Annotated in this window: 19 protein-coding genes, 1 tRNA gene, 1 other RNA gene and 2 pseudogenes; 12 read left to right on the forward strand and 11 right to left on the reverse strand. The window is 68.1% G+C overall.

The annotated features are described in order from the left end of the window. Nucleotides 1-2: 2 nt before the first annotated feature. Together OG453_RS04530 and OG453_RS04535 are read right to left on the reverse strand one after the other, a co-directional pair. Nucleotides 3-1,436, reverse strand: a complete 1,434-nt coding sequence (locus OG453_RS04530; protein WP_266864719.1) for a condensation domain-containing protein — start codon at nt 1,434-1,436, stop codon at nt 3-5. Between the two features lie 389 nt (nt 1,437-1,825). Beyond that, nucleotides 1,826-2,067: pseudogene (locus OG453_RS04535) on the reverse strand (IS110 family transposase); the annotation flags it as partial. 226 nt (nt 2,068-2,293) lie between these two features. Here OG453_RS04535 and OG453_RS04540 point away from each other — a divergent pair. The 4 genes from OG453_RS04540 (at nt 2,294) to OG453_RS04555 (ending at nt 4,686) form a co-directional block, all read left to right on the forward strand. Continuing rightward, a complete protein-coding gene (locus OG453_RS04540) occupies nt 2,294-2,548 on the forward strand; it encodes a hypothetical protein (protein WP_266864721.1) in 255 nt (84 codons plus the stop codon). Between the two features lie 294 nt (nt 2,549-2,842). Further along, nucleotides 2,843-3,208, forward strand: a complete 366-nt coding sequence (locus tag OG453_RS04545) for a hypothetical protein (protein ID WP_266864723.1) — start codon at nt 2,843-2,845, stop codon at nt 3,206-3,208. A 373-nt stretch (nt 3,209-3,581) separates the two neighbouring features. Further along, the gene (locus tag OG453_RS04550; RefSeq protein ID WP_266864724.1) at nt 3,582-3,827 is read left to right on the forward strand and encodes a hypothetical protein; all 246 of its coding nucleotides are present in this window, start codon (nt 3,582-3,584) and stop codon (nt 3,825-3,827) included. A gap of 508 nt (nt 3,828-4,335) precedes the next feature. After that, nucleotides 4,336-4,686: a hypothetical protein gene (locus OG453_RS04555; protein ID WP_266864726.1), complete on the forward strand. Its 351-nt coding sequence runs from the start codon at nt 4,336-4,338 to the stop codon at nt 4,684-4,686. A 174-nt stretch (nt 4,687-4,860) separates the two neighbouring features. On the opposite strand, the gene OG453_RS04560 is transcribed toward OG453_RS04555, so the two are convergent. The 3 genes from OG453_RS04560 to OG453_RS04570 form a co-directional block, all read right to left on the reverse strand. After that, nucleotides 4,861-5,160, reverse strand: a complete 300-nt coding sequence (locus tag OG453_RS04560; protein WP_266864727.1) for a hypothetical protein — start codon at nt 5,158-5,160, stop codon at nt 4,861-4,863. Nucleotides 5,161-5,486: 326 nt separating this feature from the next. Continuing rightward, nucleotides 5,487-5,774 carry a hypothetical protein gene (locus OG453_RS04565; protein ID WP_266864728.1) on the reverse strand — a complete coding sequence of 96 codons (288 nt, stop codon included), beginning with the start codon at nt 5,772-5,774 and terminating at the stop codon, nt 5,487-5,489. Between the two features lie 225 nt (nt 5,775-5,999). After that, nucleotides 6,000-6,497: a hypothetical protein gene (locus tag OG453_RS04570; RefSeq protein ID WP_266864730.1), complete on the reverse strand. Its 498-nt coding sequence runs from the start codon at nt 6,495-6,497 to the stop codon at nt 6,000-6,002. Between the two features lie 862 nt (nt 6,498-7,359). Between OG453_RS04570 and OG453_RS04575 the strand changes: the two genes are divergently transcribed. Together OG453_RS04575 and OG453_RS04580 are read left to right on the forward strand one after the other, a co-directional pair. Then, nucleotides 7,360-7,716, forward strand: a complete 357-nt coding sequence (locus tag OG453_RS04575; protein ID WP_266864732.1) for a hypothetical protein — start codon at nt 7,360-7,362, stop codon at nt 7,714-7,716. A 74-nt stretch (nt 7,717-7,790) separates the two neighbouring features. After that, nucleotides 7,791-8,072, forward strand: a complete 282-nt coding sequence (locus tag OG453_RS04580; protein ID WP_266864734.1) for a hypothetical protein — start codon at nt 7,791-7,793, stop codon at nt 8,070-8,072. Nucleotides 8,073-8,353: 281 nt separating this feature from the next. On the opposite strand, the pseudogene OG453_RS04585 reads toward OG453_RS04580, so the two are convergent. Both OG453_RS04585 and OG453_RS04590 read right to left on the reverse strand, forming a co-directional pair. Beyond that, a pseudogene (locus tag OG453_RS04585) lies at nt 8,354-8,473 on the reverse strand (pirin-like C-terminal cupin domain-containing protein); the annotation flags it as partial. 31 nt (nt 8,474-8,504) lie between these two features. Then, nucleotides 8,505-8,648 carry a hypothetical protein gene (locus tag OG453_RS04590; protein WP_266864736.1) on the reverse strand — a complete coding sequence of 48 codons (144 nt, stop codon included), beginning with the start codon at nt 8,646-8,648 and terminating at the stop codon, nt 8,505-8,507. 184 nt (nt 8,649-8,832) lie between these two features. Here OG453_RS04590 and OG453_RS04595 point away from each other — a divergent pair, with 184 nt between their 5' ends. Together OG453_RS04595 and OG453_RS04600 are read left to right on the forward strand one after the other, a co-directional pair. Then, a complete protein-coding gene (locus OG453_RS04595; RefSeq protein ID WP_266864738.1) occupies nt 8,833-9,465 on the forward strand; it encodes a hypothetical protein in 633 nt (210 codons plus the stop codon). A gap of 255 nt (nt 9,466-9,720) precedes the next feature. Further along, complete coding sequence (locus OG453_RS04600; RefSeq protein ID WP_266864740.1) at nt 9,721-10,275, forward strand: HD domain-containing protein; 555 nt, start codon at nt 9,721-9,723, stop codon at nt 10,273-10,275. Between the two features lie 283 nt (nt 10,276-10,558). Here OG453_RS04600 and OG453_RS04605 read toward each other — a convergent pair whose 3' ends face one another. Together OG453_RS04605 and OG453_RS04610 are read right to left on the reverse strand one after the other, a co-directional pair. Beyond that, on the reverse strand, nt 10,559-10,903 hold the full coding sequence (locus tag OG453_RS04605; protein WP_266864742.1) for a hypothetical protein: 345 nt from the start codon (nt 10,901-10,903) through the stop codon (nt 10,559-10,561). A 41-nt stretch (nt 10,904-10,944) separates the two neighbouring features. Then, nucleotides 10,945-11,400, reverse strand: a complete 456-nt coding sequence (locus tag OG453_RS04610) for a hypothetical protein (RefSeq protein WP_266864744.1) — start codon at nt 11,398-11,400, stop codon at nt 10,945-10,947. A 177-nt stretch (nt 11,401-11,577) separates the two neighbouring features. On the opposite strand from OG453_RS04610, the gene OG453_RS04615 reads away from it, so the two are divergent. Next, nucleotides 11,578-11,721: a hypothetical protein gene (locus OG453_RS04615; RefSeq protein ID WP_266864746.1), complete on the forward strand. Its 144-nt coding sequence runs from the start codon at nt 11,578-11,580 to the stop codon at nt 11,719-11,721. Between the two features lie 124 nt (nt 11,722-11,845). Here OG453_RS04615 and OG453_RS04620 read toward each other — a convergent pair whose 3' ends face one another. Continuing rightward, the gene (locus tag OG453_RS04620; RefSeq protein ID WP_266864748.1) at nt 11,846-12,781 is read right to left on the reverse strand and encodes a restriction endonuclease; all 936 of its coding nucleotides are present in this window, start codon (nt 12,779-12,781) and stop codon (nt 11,846-11,848) included. A 256-nt stretch (nt 12,782-13,037) separates the two neighbouring features. Next, nucleotides 13,038-13,122 (reverse strand) — tRNA-Ser (locus OG453_RS04625). A 131-nt stretch (nt 13,123-13,253) separates the two neighbouring features. On the opposite strand from OG453_RS04625, the gene ffs reads away from it, so the two are divergent. The 3 genes from ffs (at nt 13,254) to purD (ending at nt 17,341) form a co-directional block, all read left to right on the forward strand. After that, an RNA gene (gene ffs, locus OG453_RS04630) (signal recognition particle sRNA small type) lies at nt 13,254-13,352 on the forward strand. 44 nt (nt 13,353-13,396) lie between these two features. Continuing rightward, nucleotides 13,397-15,610 carry a DNA polymerase III subunit gamma and tau gene (locus tag OG453_RS04635; protein WP_266864750.1) on the forward strand — a complete coding sequence of 738 codons (2,214 nt, stop codon included), beginning with the start codon at nt 13,397-13,399 and terminating at the stop codon, nt 15,608-15,610. A gap of 477 nt (nt 15,611-16,087) precedes the next feature. Further along, nucleotides 16,088-17,341 (forward strand): phosphoribosylamine--glycine ligase, encoded by a 1,254-nt coding sequence (gene purD / locus OG453_RS04640; RefSeq protein ID WP_266864752.1) that lies wholly within the window; start codon nt 16,088-16,090, stop codon nt 17,339-17,341. Nucleotides 17,342-17,556 lie beyond the last annotated feature (215 nt).

Genomic DNA, 17,556 nt, shown 5'->3' on the forward strand with positions numbered 1-17,556 from the left:
CGTCAGACCATGTCGTGCACCGCGTGTGATGCCGGTTCACGGTGAGCGCGTTGCTCGCGGACCACTGTGAGGATGACGTCCCGCAACCGCTCGAAGTACAGCCGCATGTTCTTGTAGGCGGCGTCGGTTTCGGGGTAGCGACAGGCGAACCACAGGCCTTCTTGGAGTCGGTTGAGCCAGACGCACACCTGGTCGCCGTAGGACACCCTGATGAGTCCGTAAGCCGTCAGCTCGTCCCAGCGCTCCGACCCGGGGATGCCTCGCGCGTCGACGTACGAGACGATCGAGTACAGGTCGGGCGAGGTCGGGCGGAAGTCCGAGCCGAGCAGGCGCAGTACTCGGGCGAGAGGCATACGTGCCAGCGACCTGTTGGCCCGCAGCTCGGCACGCACGGCTGTCAGGGCAGCGGGGAAATCGAGTGCCTGGTCCATGGGGATCTCGATCGGCGCGCCACCGACGTACCAGCCCACGGAGTCGCACCACGTCGACTTCACCCGGGTGTGGAACGGCATGACGGCGCGGTAGACGGGCTGTCCGCCGATCTCGTGGACGATGAGGCTGGTGGCGGCCAGGATGCCGACGAGGCTGCCACCGAAGGGTCGGCAGTACTCCTCGAACTCCGCGGCGGTGTCCGCGTCGACGAGCATCTCGCGCATGAGCTTCTGCGTGGGCAGGGGCCCGCCGGGCTTCAGACCGAGTTCGACGGGGAAGTTGGGCAGCTTCCCGTCGCACCGCCGGATGAACTCCCGCCAGCGGCCGACGATCGCGTGAGTGTCGTCGATCCGGTCCGCTTCCGCCCGCTCGATCTCGCAGAAGTCGACGTAACTGCCGACGGGCGGCTCCTGCACGGGGCGGCCCTCGACGGCTGCCGCGTAGAGCTCGTGGATGTCGGCGGGGAGGCGTTGGATGGAGTAGGCATCGACGTTGCTGTGGTCGAAGGCCATGTACACGCTGGCGCCGTCGTCCCTGATGACCGCCGTGTAGAGGAAGTTGGGCCAGCTCAGCGCGTTCGCGGCGGCGTCGAAACGGTCCTGCAGGTGCTGGACGAGCTGCTCCGCGTCGGGGAAGTCGCCGACCACCTCGCGGTGGAGTGACACGGCCTCGGTGTCGAGCGTGAACCGGCGCATCTCGTCGCCGTCCCAGCGGAAGCCGCTGCGCAGCGTCTCGTGCCGGAGCGTCCAGCCGCGCAGCGCGTCCTGCAGTGCGTCGAGGTCGACCCTGCCCGGGATATCGAATGCCGTACCGAGCCAGGTCGGCACGAACAGGCCGTCCTCCCGCACGGATCGGGCGGTCCTGATGTGCGACTCCTGGACGTACGCCGGCGGCCGGGGGTCCTCCGGAAGGCCCGCCGCCGCCGTGACGGTCGCCGGACTGAGCGCCCACTCGACAAGCCGTCCGGGCCGGACCTCACAACGCTGGATGTCGGTCATTCGCACGGGCGTCTCCGTTCGCAGTTGGAGCCCTGATCGGGTGGACCCGATCAAGGGAATGCCGTGAATGCGAACAGAGTCTCCTGGAACATGATGTTTTCCCACCTTTGAGTGGATTAAGTGATCGGCGGGTGTGAGCCAATTGGGCTGCCTGGCAACCGGTGGGGTCGACCCAGGCGTTTCAGCCCACGAGCCGGTCGCGCTTGAGGGCGCGCAGTTCCTTCTGGCCCAGGCCGAGGGCCTACTTCTCGTACGCGGTGAGGGAGCCGTTCTTCGAATGGAACTCGTTGAACCCGGAGTTGAGGCACTCGGGGGGTGCCCCTACGGGTTTGGTCAAGCTGTTGGGGCGGGTTGCGGGTCGTAGCTTCGCCGGCCAGGTCGTCGTCGAAGCCGACGATTCGCCGCATGGTCAGGCCGGCAGATAGGCGACCGGGTAGCCCAAGTCCCGGGCCACCGCCAGCGGCAGAGCACCGATCGAGGCCGGTTGGTCCACGACTGCCATCACGGTCTGGTGCTTGGCCTGCAGCTTGCCGAAGGCTTTCTTCCCGGCCGGAGTGATGGCGGTGGCGTGGTGTTCACCCTTGCCCACGTCCAGCCCGAGGAAAGCGCCGATGTCGCCGATGTCGCTGACGTCGATCACGTGCGTCCTCCGGTCATCCTCACCCGGCCGTCCCACAGCATCGATCGCCACATCCACATGACGAAAATCCTCCCGACCTTCAGCGTCCCCGTATGCACCCAAGTCCGCGCTTGGACACGGGACATGCGCCAGCTTGGAATCCCCCGGATAACTACTGCTAGTGTTCGCCCGGTCACGGTAGGCAATCAGCCTCAACGTACAGGCAATGAAGGACCGAGGTTCCATGGGTAAGTTTCAGCAGGCAGCCATGATCGCAGCGGTAGCGGCCGGCGGTCTGTCCGCCATCGGCGTCGCCGCCGGTACCGCCTACGCCGACGGCAATGCGAAGGCGTCCGACCTCTACCGCCCCTACCAGGAGTGCAGTCCGCAGACGGGGGGCGAGGCCAACGTCCCGCTCGCCGTGCTCGGTCTCGCCGAGACCTTCGACACCACCTGCGGCCAGTACAACAACGCCTTCACCACTCGGCTCTCTGACTGAGGTCGGCGGCGTAATCGTGCACGACGCTCCGCGCGAGCGGGGTCGCCCCTGAAGGGGCGCGTCGCACGGCGGACGTCGCGGAAGTCGCCCTCTGCAGCATCGCGTTCCTCGGCGCCGGTACCTCCCGCACTGACGGAGGTACAGGCGGCGACTATCGGCTCGGCGCGAAATGGACCCGAACGTCCCGGACATGGGTCGGACGCCGGAGCCCGCCCCTCCGATATCCCCAGGGCCCGGCGCGGCCGGTTGGCCGCGCGGGGCGCCCGGGGTACCCCCCACAAAGGAAACGCATAAATGTTCAGCACGAAGCAGATCGCGGCCGCCTCGGGGCTACTTGGCAGCCTCGTCGTGACCTTTACCAGCGGCGCCCAGGCGTCTGCCGCGGGCGCCTGCCCTGTCGACAGTCAGGGCAACACCACCTGCGTCCAACGGACCATCGTGTCGCCCGAGGGTGAACGGTTCGTCATCCGCTCGGACAAGTGCACGCCGGTGCAGCCCTTGACGTTGCCCGTCGTCGGCCTTCTGAGCGGTGGGCAGACGCGGCTCGGGCCCGAGGTGACCTGTAACCCCAACTCGCCCAACACGACGCCGGCACCCGTCAACTCGGCACCCGAAAACAGTGACGAGGTTCCGGTGGGACTGGTGCGCCTGCTGGGCTGAGCCCCGGGCGGAACCTTCTGGCGCCTTCCTCACCTTTCAAGCAGCGGATGGCCGGACCGGGGTAACCGGGGCCGGTCATCCGCTGCTTCTGCGTCCGCGCGTCGGCGGGCAAACGGGTGACTGTCCCTCACCTCCCGTGACTCGACCCCGAGGCAGTGTCGTTTCAAGGGAGAGCGGTGAGCCCACGACCAGCAGCCTTACCAGCCGCCTCATCCCCCTTCGAGTCCGCGGCCGGGCGGACGGAGGGGTGCCTCGCAATAGGCCGACACGCACAAAAAGGACCCAAGATCCCAGATGGCTACGATGCGTGTGTATATGCTCACATTAAGTAGTCAAGCCAGGGCGTCACGCCCAGCTAAGAAAGGGTCAAACTATGCGCAAGTTTCAGCGGGCCGCGGTTGTAGCCGCAGCGGTCGCAGGGCTCTCCACCCTCGGCGCCGGCATCAGCTTCGCTCACGGCGGCGACGACGGTGGGATCACCGCGATTGCTTCCTCGCAAGCCAACGCCGTGGCCAACTGGGGCGGCCCGCAGGGTCACCCGCACGGTGGCCCCCAGGCGGCTCCGTGGTTCGCGCCGCAGAACGGTGTCAGCTACACGCCGCAGGGTCACCACGGGTAAAGAAGCGCCGAGGGCCCGATGCGCAAGTTTCAGCGGGCTGCGGTCGTAGCCGAAGCGGTAGCGGGGCGAGTGGCTCCGTACCCCACGCCACAGTGGGCCCCATAAGCCGTTTCGCAGGTTCCGCGCCGCAGCCCGCACGCTGGTCGGCCCAGCAATCAGTCGCCTTGCGGACCATCGCGTCGCGCATCGCCTCGGAGCGCCACAACAGGCGCATCGACGTCTGCCAGAACACGGTAGGCACCGTACGCAAGTCGCACGATCTGAATGTCCATGTCCTGGATCAGCTCGGGCGGCTCAACGGTGTGCTGGACAACACCCTCAACAGCAAGGCAGCCCGGGCGCAGCAACCCCACGAGGGTGCGCGCCCGGGCTGCATCAAATGCCGTCGCCGGACGCAGCTGAAGACGCGTCAGGCGCTGGATCCCGTTAGTCGGAAGTTTTCCACGGCTCGGGCGCACGCCGATCAACGGCCCTGGCGCCCGGGCCTCGATTGTAAGGAGCGCAGCACATGTTCAGTCGGCAGAAGATCGCAGCCGTCTCGGGGCTCCTCGGAAGTCTCGCCGTAATCTGCGTCGGCGCCGAGCAGGCGTACGCCCATGAACGCCCAGGCGACTGCAAGACCAACGTCGCCAAGGGCGAAACCATCTGCATTCGCAAGAGCGAGACCGTCCACACCGACAAGCACGGCAGGTTTGTCGTCAGGCAGACGCAGGAATGCGAGACGGTCAGCCAGCCGCCCTATCCGTTGCCCAACGACAACGCGCTGAGCAAAGGATCCAAGCACGTCGGGCCGATTCTGGAATGCTCCAACAAGGCGCCCCTGCCCAAGGGTTTCAAGCGACCTCACTTCACGTTCTGAGGCGCAATCGGCGAATGTCGGGCCGGGATCCGCTCCCGGTCCGACATTTTGGATTTCCGGGATGACGTTCGACCGGAACCATCCCGTTCCTCGGCGATATGGGCCAGGGATTCCCGGCGATATAAAAACCTCGGTGCCACGGCCCGTGGCCGCGGCACCGAGGAAGCTTCCGACTTACTTGCCTACGCTGTTGTCGCAGCCCATGCTCGAGCCCAGAGAGGTCTCCTGCGCGCCCGAGTTGCCCTCGCCGTTCAGCAGGTTGCCGCCCAGGCCGTTGAGGATGCCGACCTGACCGAGGACGTCGATGTTCTGGTCGTGCGACCTGCAGGTGGTGCTCTGATTGATCTTGAGGTCATTGCCGTGCTTGCCCGAGCCCAGGCCGCCCCCGCCATCGGCGTGGGCGGTGCCGACACTCAGGAGTCCGACGCTGCTGAGGGCAGCGACCAGGACGGCGGCCTTGCGGAGCTTGTGCATGTCATCTCCGGTGAAGTGAGGTGAGTGCGATCTGCGATAGATCGACTTCGTTCAATTACGGAGACTAATAAGAAATATCCCCACACCATCGTGCGGCGCGCCGAATTCGGGGAATCCTCACCACCTTGGCCGATGGTCGGGAAATACCGTGCCCCGTGAGTGAATCGCGTCATTGGCACCAGGCCCCGTCGGCTCGGCCGCCGCCAACAATGCCGACCTGCTTGTCATTTCGACACAGGCACAGAAGAAGGCCCCGGCGCCGCGCCTGGAGGCTTGGTGCCGGGGCCATTTTCCCGCTCTCGGCCGTCTATGCGACCGTCACGGGCTTAGAAGGCGCTGTTGTTGCAGCCCATGCTCGAACCGAGGTGGGTGTCCTGCGCGCCCGGGTTGCCCTCGCCGTTGAGCGCGTTGCCCAGCAGGCCGTTGAGCAGCCCGACCTGGCCGAGGACGTCGAGGTTCAGGTCGTGCGACTTGCAGTTGGAGCTCTGGTGGATGTCGAGCTTGCCACCCTTGCCGTGGCCGCCGCCGTCGTTGGCGTGGGCGGTGCCGGCGCTCAGGAGTCCGACGGTGCTGAGGGCAGCGACCAGGACGGCAGCCTTGCGAAGCTTTTGCATGTCATCTCCGGTGGAGTGAGGTGAACGCGATCTGTAACAGATCGACTTCGTACAGTGATGGGAGATTAGTACGAAATACCCGCAAAACGGACTGCGACGCGCCGGATCTCGCGATCTTGTCGCGGAAGCATCCTGAAGCCGCATCGCACAACGAACGGGCCCTTCGGGGGCGATCCATCCCCGAAGGGCCCGTGCTGGGCGTTGGTGTCCGGCCGTCCGGCTGCCCTAGCTTTGGGCGCTCGCGGCGGCGTTCGCCTGGCTGTTGGCCTGGGTGCAGTCGACACCCCGGGTCTCGGCGGCGGCGAGCAGGGCGACCGGGAGATTCGCATCGAGCAGGGACTGCGGGCTGCACTCCTGGTACGGACGGAAGAGGTTGTGCTGGTTCTGCCCCTGCGCCTGCGCCTGTGCCTGCCCCTGCCCCTGCGCCTGGGGCGGCTGCGAGGAGAGCTCCGGGCTGATCTGGGGGTTCAGTTGGGGGCTGACCTGGGGGCTGACCTCGGCGGGCCGCTGCGGCGCCGCCTGCTGCGGGGTCGACGAGCCGGAAGTCTGCACACTGGCCTGCGAGTTGGTCATCGAGGCGGCCTGGGCGTCCGGCTGCGTGGCGGGGGGCGGAACAGCACCGTTGTATGTAACGGGAGTGGCGCCGATGGCGGAACCGGCACCGATGGCGGACAGACCGCTGGCAGCTGCGACGACGAGCGCGACCTGTTGAAACTTGCGCATGGAACCCTCGGCCCTTCATTGACCTGTGTTTGGAACGTACTGAAATGCTGATGAGACCAGTGCAGTTGTTGCTGTTCTTGCTGCCTCGTGCGGCTGTGATGGACCATCGTTCTAGCCGAGTGGGGAACGAGAACAGTACGGGCCCAGTCACGGGAGCCGGGGTGTGGTCACCCATTTGCCACAGGGTGTGAACCATCAGCGGAACGCCGGTCAGCCGGGGCCACATCGGACGGGAACAAAGCCGTTAATCCGATCGATCGCAAACGGGTGACGGAGTTTTGGGTCCCGTGACCGAGCCGGAGGAAATGTCGTTGCCAACTGGGAGAGGGCAGCGATCACGAATCCAGCAGAGAGACTCTGTCGGCTCCGGCGTGAAGTCCACGTGACAGCCCAGGATTGCCCTGTTGGGGCGCAGTACGAACATCAGGCTGGGCGCACGCAGGGCTGCACTCAAATACAACGGATTTCCCTGCACAGGTATTGAAGGGCCGAGGGTTCCATGCGAAAGCTTCACAAGGCCGTGCTCGTCGCAGCAGCGGCCGGCGGTCTGTCCGCCATCGGCGCCGGCGTCAGCCATGCCGACTCTCCCGTCGGGTACAGCGGCGCTCCGGCGCCTGCGCCCGATTACCCGGCGCCCCAGGCGGCAGCGCCCGCACCCGTGTACCAGCAGCCTGCGCCCCAGGCGCCAGCGCCCGCACCCGTGTACCAGCAGCCTGCGCCCCAGGCGCCAGCGCCCGCACCCGTGTACCAGCAGCCTGCGCCCCAGGCGCCAGCGCCCGCACCCGCCCCGCAGTGGCAAGCACCCCAGGCGCCAGCCCCCGCACCCGCCCCGCAGCAGAGCGGTTACGCCTCCGCCTCGGCCGTGTCGAGTGGCACTGCACACGCCTCCGGCTCGCCGTACGCCGCGCAGCATGCCGCCCCTCAGCAGCAGCCGGCGCCGGTCCTGCCGCAGGCCGCCCCGCAGCCGGCGCCGCAGGTCAACCCGCAGACGTCGCCGCAGGTCATGCCGCAGGTAGCCCCGCAGGTCGCCCTGCCCCAGGCCTTCCAGCCGGAGCCCGCGCCGCGTGTCGCCCCGCAGGTGAACCCGCAGGTGAACCCGCAGGTGAACCCGATCATCAATCCGCTGCTCGCGCCCGGCGCACCGCAGGTATCCCCGGTCGGCCTCGGACAGGTCGCGGCGCCTCCGGTGGGCCAACTCGGTCTGCCCCGACTCGGCTGATGGCCTCCCCGCAGTTGTCCACCCTCCCAACTCGATCTGCTGCAGATCAGATCCGTTCGACCAATGGAGAAAGAATGCGCATGCTTCAGAAGGCCGTCATCGTGGGCGCCGTCCTCGGCGGTGTAGGTTCCTTCGGCGCCGGCACCGCCCTCGCACACGGCGAGGCGGGGGCACACGACGGTTTCGACGTCACGCAGGGCATCGAGTGTCGCTCGCACGACATGAACATCGACGTGCTCGGCAGCGTCGGCGCCCTCAACGGGGTGCTGGCCAACGCGCTCAACGGCGAGGGCAGCCCGGGTGCACAGCCCAACCACCTCGGTTCGGACATGGGCTGCAACAGCCAGGCGTTCTGAGCCAGCCGCGCTACACGCTCCTCCCTCAAGGCCCTCCCCTCTTCATGTTCTTTGCGGTCCTGCGAGAGGTCCGCTGACCTCCGGGCCCGGCATATGGCTGCTCCCCCGGCCGATCGGATGGCCTGGGGTGGTGTCACCGGGCCCGAGAGGTGCCGTGGAGACGTGATGAGAGGTTCGACTGCCGCCCGGCCAGGTCGCGGGCGGCAGGTCTATTTCCAACGCGGCTGGTGTGAGGTGGCCGCCTGGCCGAGAGCCCCTTGCCGGGAACGGGGTACGGTCCCCTAGGACTCGTCTGCGGGCACTTGCCCCAACCGCCCCGCCTTGAAGTCATCAAACGCCTGGGCCAGTTCGGCGTGGCTGTTCATCACGAACGGCCCGTAGTGCGCCATCGCCTGATCCATCTGCGGGCAGAAACGACCAAGTTTCAGCGGTTCAGGGAAGTCGCCTCCCGTCTTCCACCAGGTACTCGTAGAAGGAACGTACGGCCACCAGGCGTTGCTCGACAGTCGCGTTCGCCAGACCCATCTCCGGATGCAGCGGCGCCTTCGCTGATCGCTGGCAGGGCCGTTCGAGCATGTCCCCGATCCAGCCAGCGACCGTGTCAGTACCGGCCAGTACGGGATCAGCCACCGGCGGGCCTGTTGATGTTTGGCGAGCGTGGGGAACTTGCCCCACGGCATGGGGGCCATGGCGACAGGCCAGCCCCGCTCGGTTCCACATCAGGCGCTACCTGCTGCACGACTTCCTGCCGTACACCGCCGTGTACTACTACTTCTACTTCGGCAAGTGGCGCGATGACGGCACCGATCAGGCCATCCACGACCTGCTGCGCCGGCAGGTCCGCGAGTCGAGGGGCCGTCACGAGGACCCGTCCGCGATCGTGATGGACGCGCAGACGGTGCACGCCTCGGTCAACGAACCCAAGGAGACGACCGGGCTGGATCCGGGCAAGAGGAGGCCGGGCCGCAAGCGCCACCGATGTGCTCGGCCTGCTCATCGCCGTGATCGTGGTCGCCGCGAGCTCCACGACAACGCGATCGGAATCACGCTGCCGGACAAGCTGGCCGCGCCAAACCCGCCGGTGACCAAGGGCTGGGTGGATGCCGGGTTCAAGAACGCTGTCGTCGAGCACGGCCGGTCGCTGGGCATCACCCGCCAGACCGTCCTTGAGATCGTCGAGGACAGCGACCCCGGCCGCCCCGAGCCGCCTACCGGCAGATCCTCGCCCTGTTCGAGGACGACGAGCAGGGCCTGCGGGCCAAGGCCCTCTGCGAAGCCCTGGGCTCACAGAACGCCCACTGAGAATCGTCGAAGGGCCCCACCGCGAACGGTGGGGCCCTTCGATTCGTGCCCCGTGAGGCACTGGCGGAGGATACGAGATTCGAACTCGTGAGGGGTTGCCCCCAACACGCTTTCCAAATGTTCGTCTGGGGGTTCTGGGGTGTGCGGGAGCGTCCTGACCTGCGGTGGAACTGGGGGTGGTGGGGCTTCTGAACGGTCCCGGACGTATGTGAATGAGACCAGAACTGAGACCACGGATCAGCGTGTTCTGCCAGGTCAGTGGCCCGATGCTGCAGGCGGTCGTTGCCTGCTACGGCGAGGCTTGTCACCGTATCCCCGCGCGCTGCTTCAGCCGTATCCTCCCGGGGTGACAACAGCCGGGCATGCGTACGAGCTGGCGGAAGCACTGCTGAGTGAGAGCCTGCCGCGGAGGTGGGCGCACACGCAGGGGGTGGCCTCCTGCGCCGGGCGGCTCGCGCCCCTTGTGGGGAAAGGAGCTGAGACCCTGGAGGCGGCAGCCGTTCTGCACGACGTCGGGTACGCGCCGCCACGCGTCGACACCGGCTTCCACCCGCTTGACGGTGCGCGTCATCTGCGGACACTCGACGATGGCGTACTCCGCCTCGTGGCGAACCACTCCTTCGCCCTCCTGGAGGCCGAGGAGCGTGGGCTTCGCGCTGAGCTGGCCGACGAGTTCCCGCTACTCGACGATCCTCTGCTGGTGGACGCACTGGTGTACTGCGATATGACCACCACGCCGGACGGTGGGCGTACGACGTCCGAGGAGCGGGTGAGCGAGATTCTGGGCCGCTACGGCGCAGACAGCGTCGTCGGGCGGTTCATCCGCCGGGCCGCACCTGAGATCCACGCCAGCGTGGGACGGGTACGGTCGGCGGCGGACGAAGCGGGTCTCGCGCTCTGAGTGAGCACGAAGCGGCCCTCGCTACCCGGTCTCAAACTGGGCAGCGAGGGCCGCATTTTTGCGTTTCTGGGGTTTTGTTTCCTCGCCTGCCTGCCTTGCGACGCCCGGGCCAGCTGTAGCCCGGGCAGCACAGTGGAGCGGCTTGACGGGGTGGAAGTGAGGGGCGCCCAGGATGCGCCATTACGGCGGGACGCGCAGGGGGCGGTGCCGGCGCAGTCGGGTCCCCGCGAATGTGGCGAGCTCGGTCGCACCGAGAGTCTCACTTACAGCCCGTGGAGACAGCTCAGGAGCAGCGGCGTCCCATCTTCGCCGACCGCCGGTTGTCCCCCTTGGTGTCCCACCACTCTTCCAAAAGGCCACGCACGAGCTCAACGAGTTGGCGAAGACGCTCAGGATCAGGGGCAGACGAGGTGAGCACGTCCACAAAGGACTTGTCGTCCCACGGGAGTGTGAACACCCAGCATTCGTCGGCGTGACCCTTCCGCTCGATGATGAGCCGGTAGGTCAACGTGGCGCTGCGGTCCGGTTGGTGGTCTACCGTCAGGTCGGTGACGTTGAACCTGGTCGCGCCATCATCGGTGGTGTGTGAGCGAGCCAGGGCGCGCTCAGCCGGCGTGTGAGTCGCCATATGCACCTCTCACCTCGTCTACGAGTATCCCGTATTAGTCGCTAACAGCTGGCGGCGGCGAGGCTCGAGACCTGGTATGCGGTCCGCAGGTCGTTGCGACCAGCGGGCGTTCCGATCTTGGTGCGGAACTTCTCACGACTTGGGCACGAAGCGGTCCAGGTCGAGAACCCACCCCCGTTGAACTTGCCGGACCATATAGCGGCACTGATCTTCTTATTCATCGTGTTGTTCCAGCCGTGCCCCGCCTTGATGTGCTTCCAACCCCACGAGCTCTTGCCGCAGCGCAACGTGTACTTGGTAGGTCCACGGAAGTACGTGCGTACGATGTAGTTCTTACCGTGATGCCTGCAGGCGGTGTTGGGATCAACGGCCCTCACCGTCACGACCGGTCCGCTCGAAGAAGCAGCAGCGGATCCAGCTGTCGGAATGAGCAGAGCCGACGCAACGACGCCAGCGGTAAGCGCCGCCTTGACGTTGCGGGATGTGTTGCCGAGCAAAGAGTCCCCCTCTGTGGATGGCCTCCGTGGTCACGGGAGGCGTGATCGGCCTCGACTTCGAAACCGAGCGTGATCGGACCACGTCGCTCCGTACACCGTCAATCGAAATATGATCATTCAGGCCAAATATGCGGATAGGCGCTAGCCGACGGCGAGCCGTCTTGCGTCTCCGCCTATATGAAGGGCTGGGGCTTCGCCAGAAGTTCCTCCGGCGAGATCCCCTCCGCGAAGGTCGGACGGCTGCGCCGCGTCCCGGTCGAGGCGGTGAACGACATCCTCCAACGCCGCCTCACCCGTGAAGGCTTCGGCACCGCGGCTTGAGGGGACGTACAGCGACACTGACGAGTGGTGATCTCACGCATGGCTCCGACCGTTCATGGTCGGGGCCATGCGTGCTATCAGGAGGAGGTAAGGGCCTCTGACGAGATGGGTGCTGCGTGGACGTCTACCGAAGGCCATGGGCCGCGGCGAGATGGGGCTTTGAGGCCAGGAGCGCTTCGAGCTGGCTTTCAGGCCATAGCTCCACGTAGGGTGCGGCGCCGCTGTTGTTGTGCTGCTCTGCCCACTTCACAGCATCTGCAGAGAAGCGCCCGCTCGTCGCAGTGATCAGGATCCTGATCGCTGGCGGCTCCCATAGCTTCACCGCTGCCACCGTCTCGGAGACCGCCGGTAGGTTCACGGGCTTCTTCAACCAGTGCTTGGCCCGGACAATGACCCGTTCGGTGCGGGTGCCGCCGGTGCTGTCGCGGAGTACGCGTTCCATCGACAGGTCACGTCCGCGGTCCGCAGCCCGCGTATGCGAGAGCCACTGCACGTTCTGATGCTCAGGGAAACTCCGAAGCAGATCGAACAGCAGTCGTTCAAACCCGTCGGCATCCAGGCGGCGCCAAGCCAACGGGACAGCTGATTGGCTCAGGTTCTCTCCCGATGCACTTGCGTCTCCGACGGTTTGAGGGGGAGCCGTATCTGCAGAGGCGCTGGCCGTGGGTGAAGGCTTGGGGGGAGTCACTCGAACCTGCGGTGGTGCGTGCTGCGCCGTCTGCTGCTGAGGTTGCCAGTCAGATGTCGGGGCGCCGTGCTTATGAGTGGGGGGCCGCTGGGCTGGGCGGCGTCGATGCGCGCGATATCGCCGGATGCGCAACCGGAACCACGCAGGAACCACCCCGAAAAGGACCGTGAAGGTGATCACAGCCAAGAGGATGTCCAGCCATCTGGGTAGTGATGTTGGCTCGTTGCTTGTCCCGATGGCGAAAGCCGTCATGCAGGCCATGCCGACCGTCGTCCAGAATGCCCAGTCACGGTACAGAGGCTTGTCGTACAGCAGTAGCGCCGTATTGAGGTGCTTCCCCGGACGCGGTGGGGGGCCAGCCTCCCTGTTCATACATCTATGGTGCCCATGTGAAATGCGCCATGTGGAGCTGTTGCGGGTGATTCATGCAGTAAGTGACCCTCTGGTTGCAGTGCCGGACTGGCGGTCACCGAGCTGCAGCTTGGCTCCTCGTGAACGGACGGGGGCGAGGTGCTGAGGGCTGTGCTCGGGCAACGGCGCAACTGAGACCAAAAAAATGAGACCAGGCAACGACGAAGGTCCCGACCGGAAACCGGTCGGGACCTTCGTCTGCCCTGCTGGGCGAGTGCGGAGGATACGAGATTCGAACTCGTGAGGGGTTGCCCCCAACACGCTTTCCAAGCGTGCGCCCTAGGCCACTAGGCGAATCCTCCGCCGCAAACAATACAAGACGTTGGGGAGTGCTCGCGAACACGATCCCGAGGTCGACGTCGTGATCGTCCTCGGGGGCGATCACGGCCGGGACCGGCTTCGCTTCCAGGGCGGGGGATCGGCTACTGTGGGGGCCAGCCCCTCACGTGGCGCTATCTGACTGAACTCCCCCAGGGCCGGAAGGCAGCAAGGGTAGGTTGGCTCTGGCGGGTGCGTGGGGGGCGCTTTGCGTTGGGGCGGTCCGGGTTGTCAGTGGTCGCCTATAACCTCGTATGCGTGTCGTCTCTCGCGCTGTACCGCCGTTATCGCCCGGAGTCGTTCGCCGAGGTCATCGGGCAGGAGCATGTAACCGACCCGCTGCAGCAGGCGCTGCGAAACAACCGGGTCAATCACGCCTACCTGTTCAGTGGCCCGCGCGGCTGCGGCAAGACGACGAGCGCGCGCATCCTGGCCCGCTGCCTCAACTGTGAGCAAGGTCCCACGCCCACGCCCTGCGGCGAGTGCCAGTCCTGCCAGGACCTGGCGCGGAACGGCCCGGGGTCGATCGACGTCATCGAGATCGACGCGGCTTCCCACGGAGGCGTCGACGACGCCCGTGACCTGCGGGAGAAGGCCTTCTTCGGCCCGGCGTCCAGTCGGTACAAGATCTACATCATCGACGAGGCGCACATGGTCACCTCGGCGGGCTTCAACGCCCTGCTGAAGGTGGTCGAGGAGCCGCCGGAGCACCTCAAGTTCATCTTCGCGACCACCGAGCCCGAGAAGGTCATCGGCACGATCCGGTCGCGTACGCACCACTACCCCTTCCGCCTCGTGCCCCCCGGGACCCTGCGGGAGTATCTGGCGGAGGTCTGCGGCCGCGAGCAGGTGGCCATCGAGGACGGTGTGCTTCCGCTGGTCGTCCGCGCCGGTGCAGGTTCCGTGCGTGACTCGATGTCCGTCATGGACCAGCTGCTCGCCAGCGCGGCGGCCGACGGTGTGACGTATGCCATGGCGACGTCCCTCCTCGGGTACACCGACGGGTCGCTGCTCGACTCCGTGGTCGAGGCGTTCGCGTCCGGGGACGGTGCGGCGGCCTTCGAGGTCGTCGACCGCGTCATCGAGGGCGGCAACGACCCGCGGCGCTTCGTCGCCGACCTCCTGGAGCGGCTGCGCGACCTGGTGATCCTCGCGGCCGTGCCGGACGCCGCCGAGAAGGGGCTCATCGACGCCCCCGCCGACGTCGTCGAGCGGATGCAGGCCCAGGCGGGCGTCTTCGGAGGCGCCGAACTGAGCCGTGCCGCGGACCTTGTGAACGAAGGGCTCACGGAGATGCGGGGGGCGACCTCGCCCCGGCTGCAGCTCGAACTGATCTGCGCGCGCGTGCTGCTTCCGGCGGCGTACGACGACGAGCGTTCCGTCATGGCCCGGCTTGACCGTCTTGAGCGCGGCGGCAACTTCATGGCGGGCGGCGGCCAGGGTGCCGCTCCCGCCATGGCGTACGTTCCGGGGCCCGAGGCCCATGCGGGGATGCAGCCGCAGCCGGGCGGCGGGGCGCCGGTGGCTCCGGTGCCTCCGGGTGGCGGACCTGCCGCCGCGCGTGCGGCGGTACGGGGGCCGGGGGCGCCGCAGGGCGACCAGGCACCGGCGGCTCCGCCTGCCCCTGCTGCTCCCGCGGCACCTGTCGCTCCTGAGCCTGCCGCCCCTGCTCCGGCGGGGGAGCGGCGGCCCGGTGGCTGGCCGACGGCTTCGGCGCCGGGCAGCGGTCCGGCGGCTCCCGCTGCTGCCCCTGCTCCCGCTCCCGCTGAGGCGGCCCCGCGGCCGGGCGGCTGGCCCACTGCGGCCCCCGCGGGGAGCGGAGCCCCGGCCCCGCAGGCCCCCGCACCGACGCCGTCCCCGGCACCAGCGGCCGCGCCGGCACCCGTGGCTGCCCAGGCGCCGCCCGCGGGCGGCCCCGACCCGCGCAGCCTGTGGCCGAACATCCTGGAGGCGGTGAAGAACCGCCGCCGGTTCACCTGGATCCTGCTGAGCCAGAACGCCCAGGTGGCGGGGTTCGACGGGACGACGCTCCAGATCGGCTTCGTCAACGCGGGAGCGCGGGACAACTTCGCGAGCAGCGGCAGCGAGGACGTGCTGCGGCAGGCGCTGTCCGAGCAGTTCGGCGTGCAGTGGAAGGTCGAGGCGATCGTCGACCCCTCCGGCGGCTCGGCCCCGCCCCCGGCGGCGGTCAACTTCGGGGGAAGCGCCCCCGCGCCCCCGCGCCCCGCCCCCCAGCACCAGCCGACACCCCCTCCGGCAGCGGCCCCGCAGCCCCCGTCCCGGCCGGCACCGGCCCCGACCCCCGCCCCGGCGCCACAGCCCCGCCCGGCCACCCCGGACCACGTCTCTCCGGAGGACGACACCCCCGCCGACGACGACCCCGACCTGGTCGAATCGGCCCTCTCCGGCCACGACCTGATCGTCCGCGAACTGGGCGCAACAATCGTCGAGGAATACACGAACGAGCCGTGAGCCGCCGGGGCCTGATCTGCAGGGGCCCTGAGCAGCCGAGCCCTGAGCCGCCGCCCATCACGCCGCTCCGCGCCGGGCTTTTCCCGCCCGCCCGGTGCAGGGCTGGGGGCTGTGGGCGTCGCCTGCCCGCGCAGGCTGTGCGGCCGCTCCGCGCCGGGCCTTTCCCGTCCGCCCACCCGTTCACCCCGCAGCGCGCGGTCAGACGGCCGCCGCCGGCTCCCCGCCCCTCGCTGCAGGGCAATCGGGTGGGTGGGCGGGAAACATCCGCCGCGGAGCGGCGGCTCAGTCCGGACACGGCCCGCACCCGAGTACCGGCCAGCCCCCCGGCAGGGGACCCTCAGCTCTGGCGGAATGCAGAACCCTCCCCGCAGGGGGGGACAAAGCACCCCCAGTTCTGGAGGAACGTACGACTCCGCCCCAGGGCCCGCCTCGGCCTCCCGCACAATCGTGAGCCCCGCGGCGGATAGGCTGACCACCGTGAAGGTCCTAGTCATCGGCAGTGGTGCCCGCGAACACGCCCTGTGCCGCTCTCTGTCCCTCGACCCCGACATCTCCGCCCTGCACTGCGCCCCCGGCAACGCCGGCATCGCGGACGTGGCCGAGCTGCACCCGGTCGACGCCCTCGACGGCACCGCGGTGGCCGCCCTGGCCACCCGCCTCGGCGCCGAGCTGGTCGTGGTGGGCCCGGAGGCCCCCCTCGTCGCGGGGGTCGCCGATGCCGTACGCAGCGCCGGAATCCCCTGCTTCGGGCCCTCCGAGGAGGCCGCCCAGCTGGAGGGCTCCAAGGCCTTCGCCAAGGAGGTGATGGCGGGCGCAGGCGTGCCCACCGCCCGCTCCTACGTCTGCACCACCCCCGAGGAGATCGACGAAGCCCTCGACGCCTTCGGCGCTCCGTACGTCGTCAAGGACGACGGCCTCGCCGCAGGGAAGGGCGTCGTCGTCACCGGCGACATCGAGGCGGCCCGCGAGCACGCCCTCGCCTGCGACCGCGTGGTCATCGAGGAGTTCCTCGACGGACCCGAAGTCTCCCTTTTCGCCATCACCGACGGCGTCACCGTCGTCCCGCTCCAGCCCGCCCAGGACTTCAAGCGCGCGCTTGACGGGGACGCGGGCCCGAACACGGGTGGCATGGGTGCGTACTCGCCCCTCCCCTGGGCCGACCCGAAGCTGGTCGACGAGGTCATGGAGAGCGTGCTCCAGCCGACCGTCGACGAGCTGCGCCGCCGGGGCACCCCCTTCTCCGGGCTGCTCTACGCGGGCCTGGCGATCACCACGCGCGGCGTACGTGTCATCGAGTTCAACGCCCGCTTCGGCGACCCCGAGACGCAGGTCGTCCTCGCCCGTCTGAAGACCCCGCTGGCCGGAGTTCTGCTCGCCGCGGCCAACGGCACCCTCGTCGACCTGCCCCCGCTGCGCTGGAGCGACGACGCCGCGGTCACCGTCGTCATGGCCTCGCACAACTACCCGGACACGCCGCGCACCGGTGACCCCATCGAGGGACTCGGCGACGTCGTGGCGCAGGATGCACCGGACGCGTACGTCCTGCATGCCGGGACGAAGCACGACGGCGACGCGGTCGTCAGCGCGGGCGGCCGTGTGCTGTCCGTGACGGCCACGGGCGCGGACCTGACCGAGGCGCGCGAGCGCGCGTACACGGCGCTGTCCCGCATCCGCCTCGACGGCTCCCAGCACCGCACCGACATCGCGGCGAAGGCGGCGGCGGAGGCGTAACCAAGGTCGCCCACGCGCCACCCGCGAACAGCTCACAGGCCCCGGATCCGCCACTCGATCCGGGGCCTGAGCGTCATCCACCTTTACCCAAAGCCATTCCATCGAGTGACCGCTGGCCCATCCGGCTGACGATGCCCGGCACCCCAACTAGGGTGCGGCGCAAGCGGTTCAGGTGCCCATAGCCAAACAGACCACCGGCATTGCGATGTCAGTGG

This window comes from Streptomyces sp. NBC_01381 (assembly GCF_026340305.1).
Taxonomy (GTDB): domain Bacteria; phylum Actinomycetota; class Actinomycetes; order Streptomycetales; family Streptomycetaceae; genus Streptomyces.

What these genes read in the sequence shown, in the direction of transcription:
- OG453_RS04540 (WP_266864721.1), top strand. Translation starts at nt 2,294, where the DNA reads ATGGGTAAGTTTCAGCAGGCAGCCATGATCGCAGCGGTAGCGGCCGGC.
- OG453_RS04545 (WP_266864723.1), top strand. Translation starts at nt 2,843, where the DNA reads ATGTTCAGCACGAAGCAGATCGCGGCCGCCTCGGGGCTACTTGGCAGC.
- OG453_RS04550 (WP_266864724.1), top strand. Translation starts at nt 3,582, where the DNA reads ATGCGCAAGTTTCAGCGGGCCGCGGTTGTAGCCGCAGCGGTCGCAGGG.
- OG453_RS04555 (WP_266864726.1), top strand. Translation starts at nt 4,336, where the DNA reads ATGTTCAGTCGGCAGAAGATCGCAGCCGTCTCGGGGCTCCTCGGAAGT.
- OG453_RS04560 (WP_266864727.1), bottom strand. Translation starts at nt 5,160, where the DNA reads ATGCACAAGCTCCGCAAGGCCGCCGTCCTGGTCGCTGCCCTCAGCAGC.
- OG453_RS04565 (WP_266864728.1), bottom strand. Translation starts at nt 5,774, where the DNA reads ATGCAAAAGCTTCGCAAGGCTGCCGTCCTGGTCGCTGCCCTCAGCACC.
- OG453_RS04570 (WP_266864730.1), bottom strand. Translation starts at nt 6,497, where the DNA reads ATGCGCAAGTTTCAACAGGTCGCGCTCGTCGTCGCAGCTGCCAGCGGT.
- OG453_RS04580 (WP_266864734.1), top strand. Translation starts at nt 7,791, where the DNA reads ATGCGCATGCTTCAGAAGGCCGTCATCGTGGGCGCCGTCCTCGGCGGT.
- OG453_RS04590 (WP_266864736.1), bottom strand. Translation starts at nt 8,648, where the DNA reads ATGCTCGAACGGCCCTGCCAGCGATCAGCGAAGGCGCCGCTGCATCCG.
- OG453_RS04605 (WP_266864742.1), bottom strand. Translation starts at nt 10,903, where the DNA reads ATGGCGACTCACACGCCGGCTGAGCGCGCCCTGGCTCGCTCACACACC.
- OG453_RS04615 (WP_266864746.1), top strand. Translation starts at nt 11,578, where the DNA reads ATGAAGGGCTGGGGCTTCGCCAGAAGTTCCTCCGGCGAGATCCCCTCC.
- OG453_RS04620 (WP_266864748.1), bottom strand. Translation starts at nt 12,781, where the DNA reads ATGAACAGGGAGGCTGGCCCCCCACCGCGTCCGGGGAAGCACCTCAAT.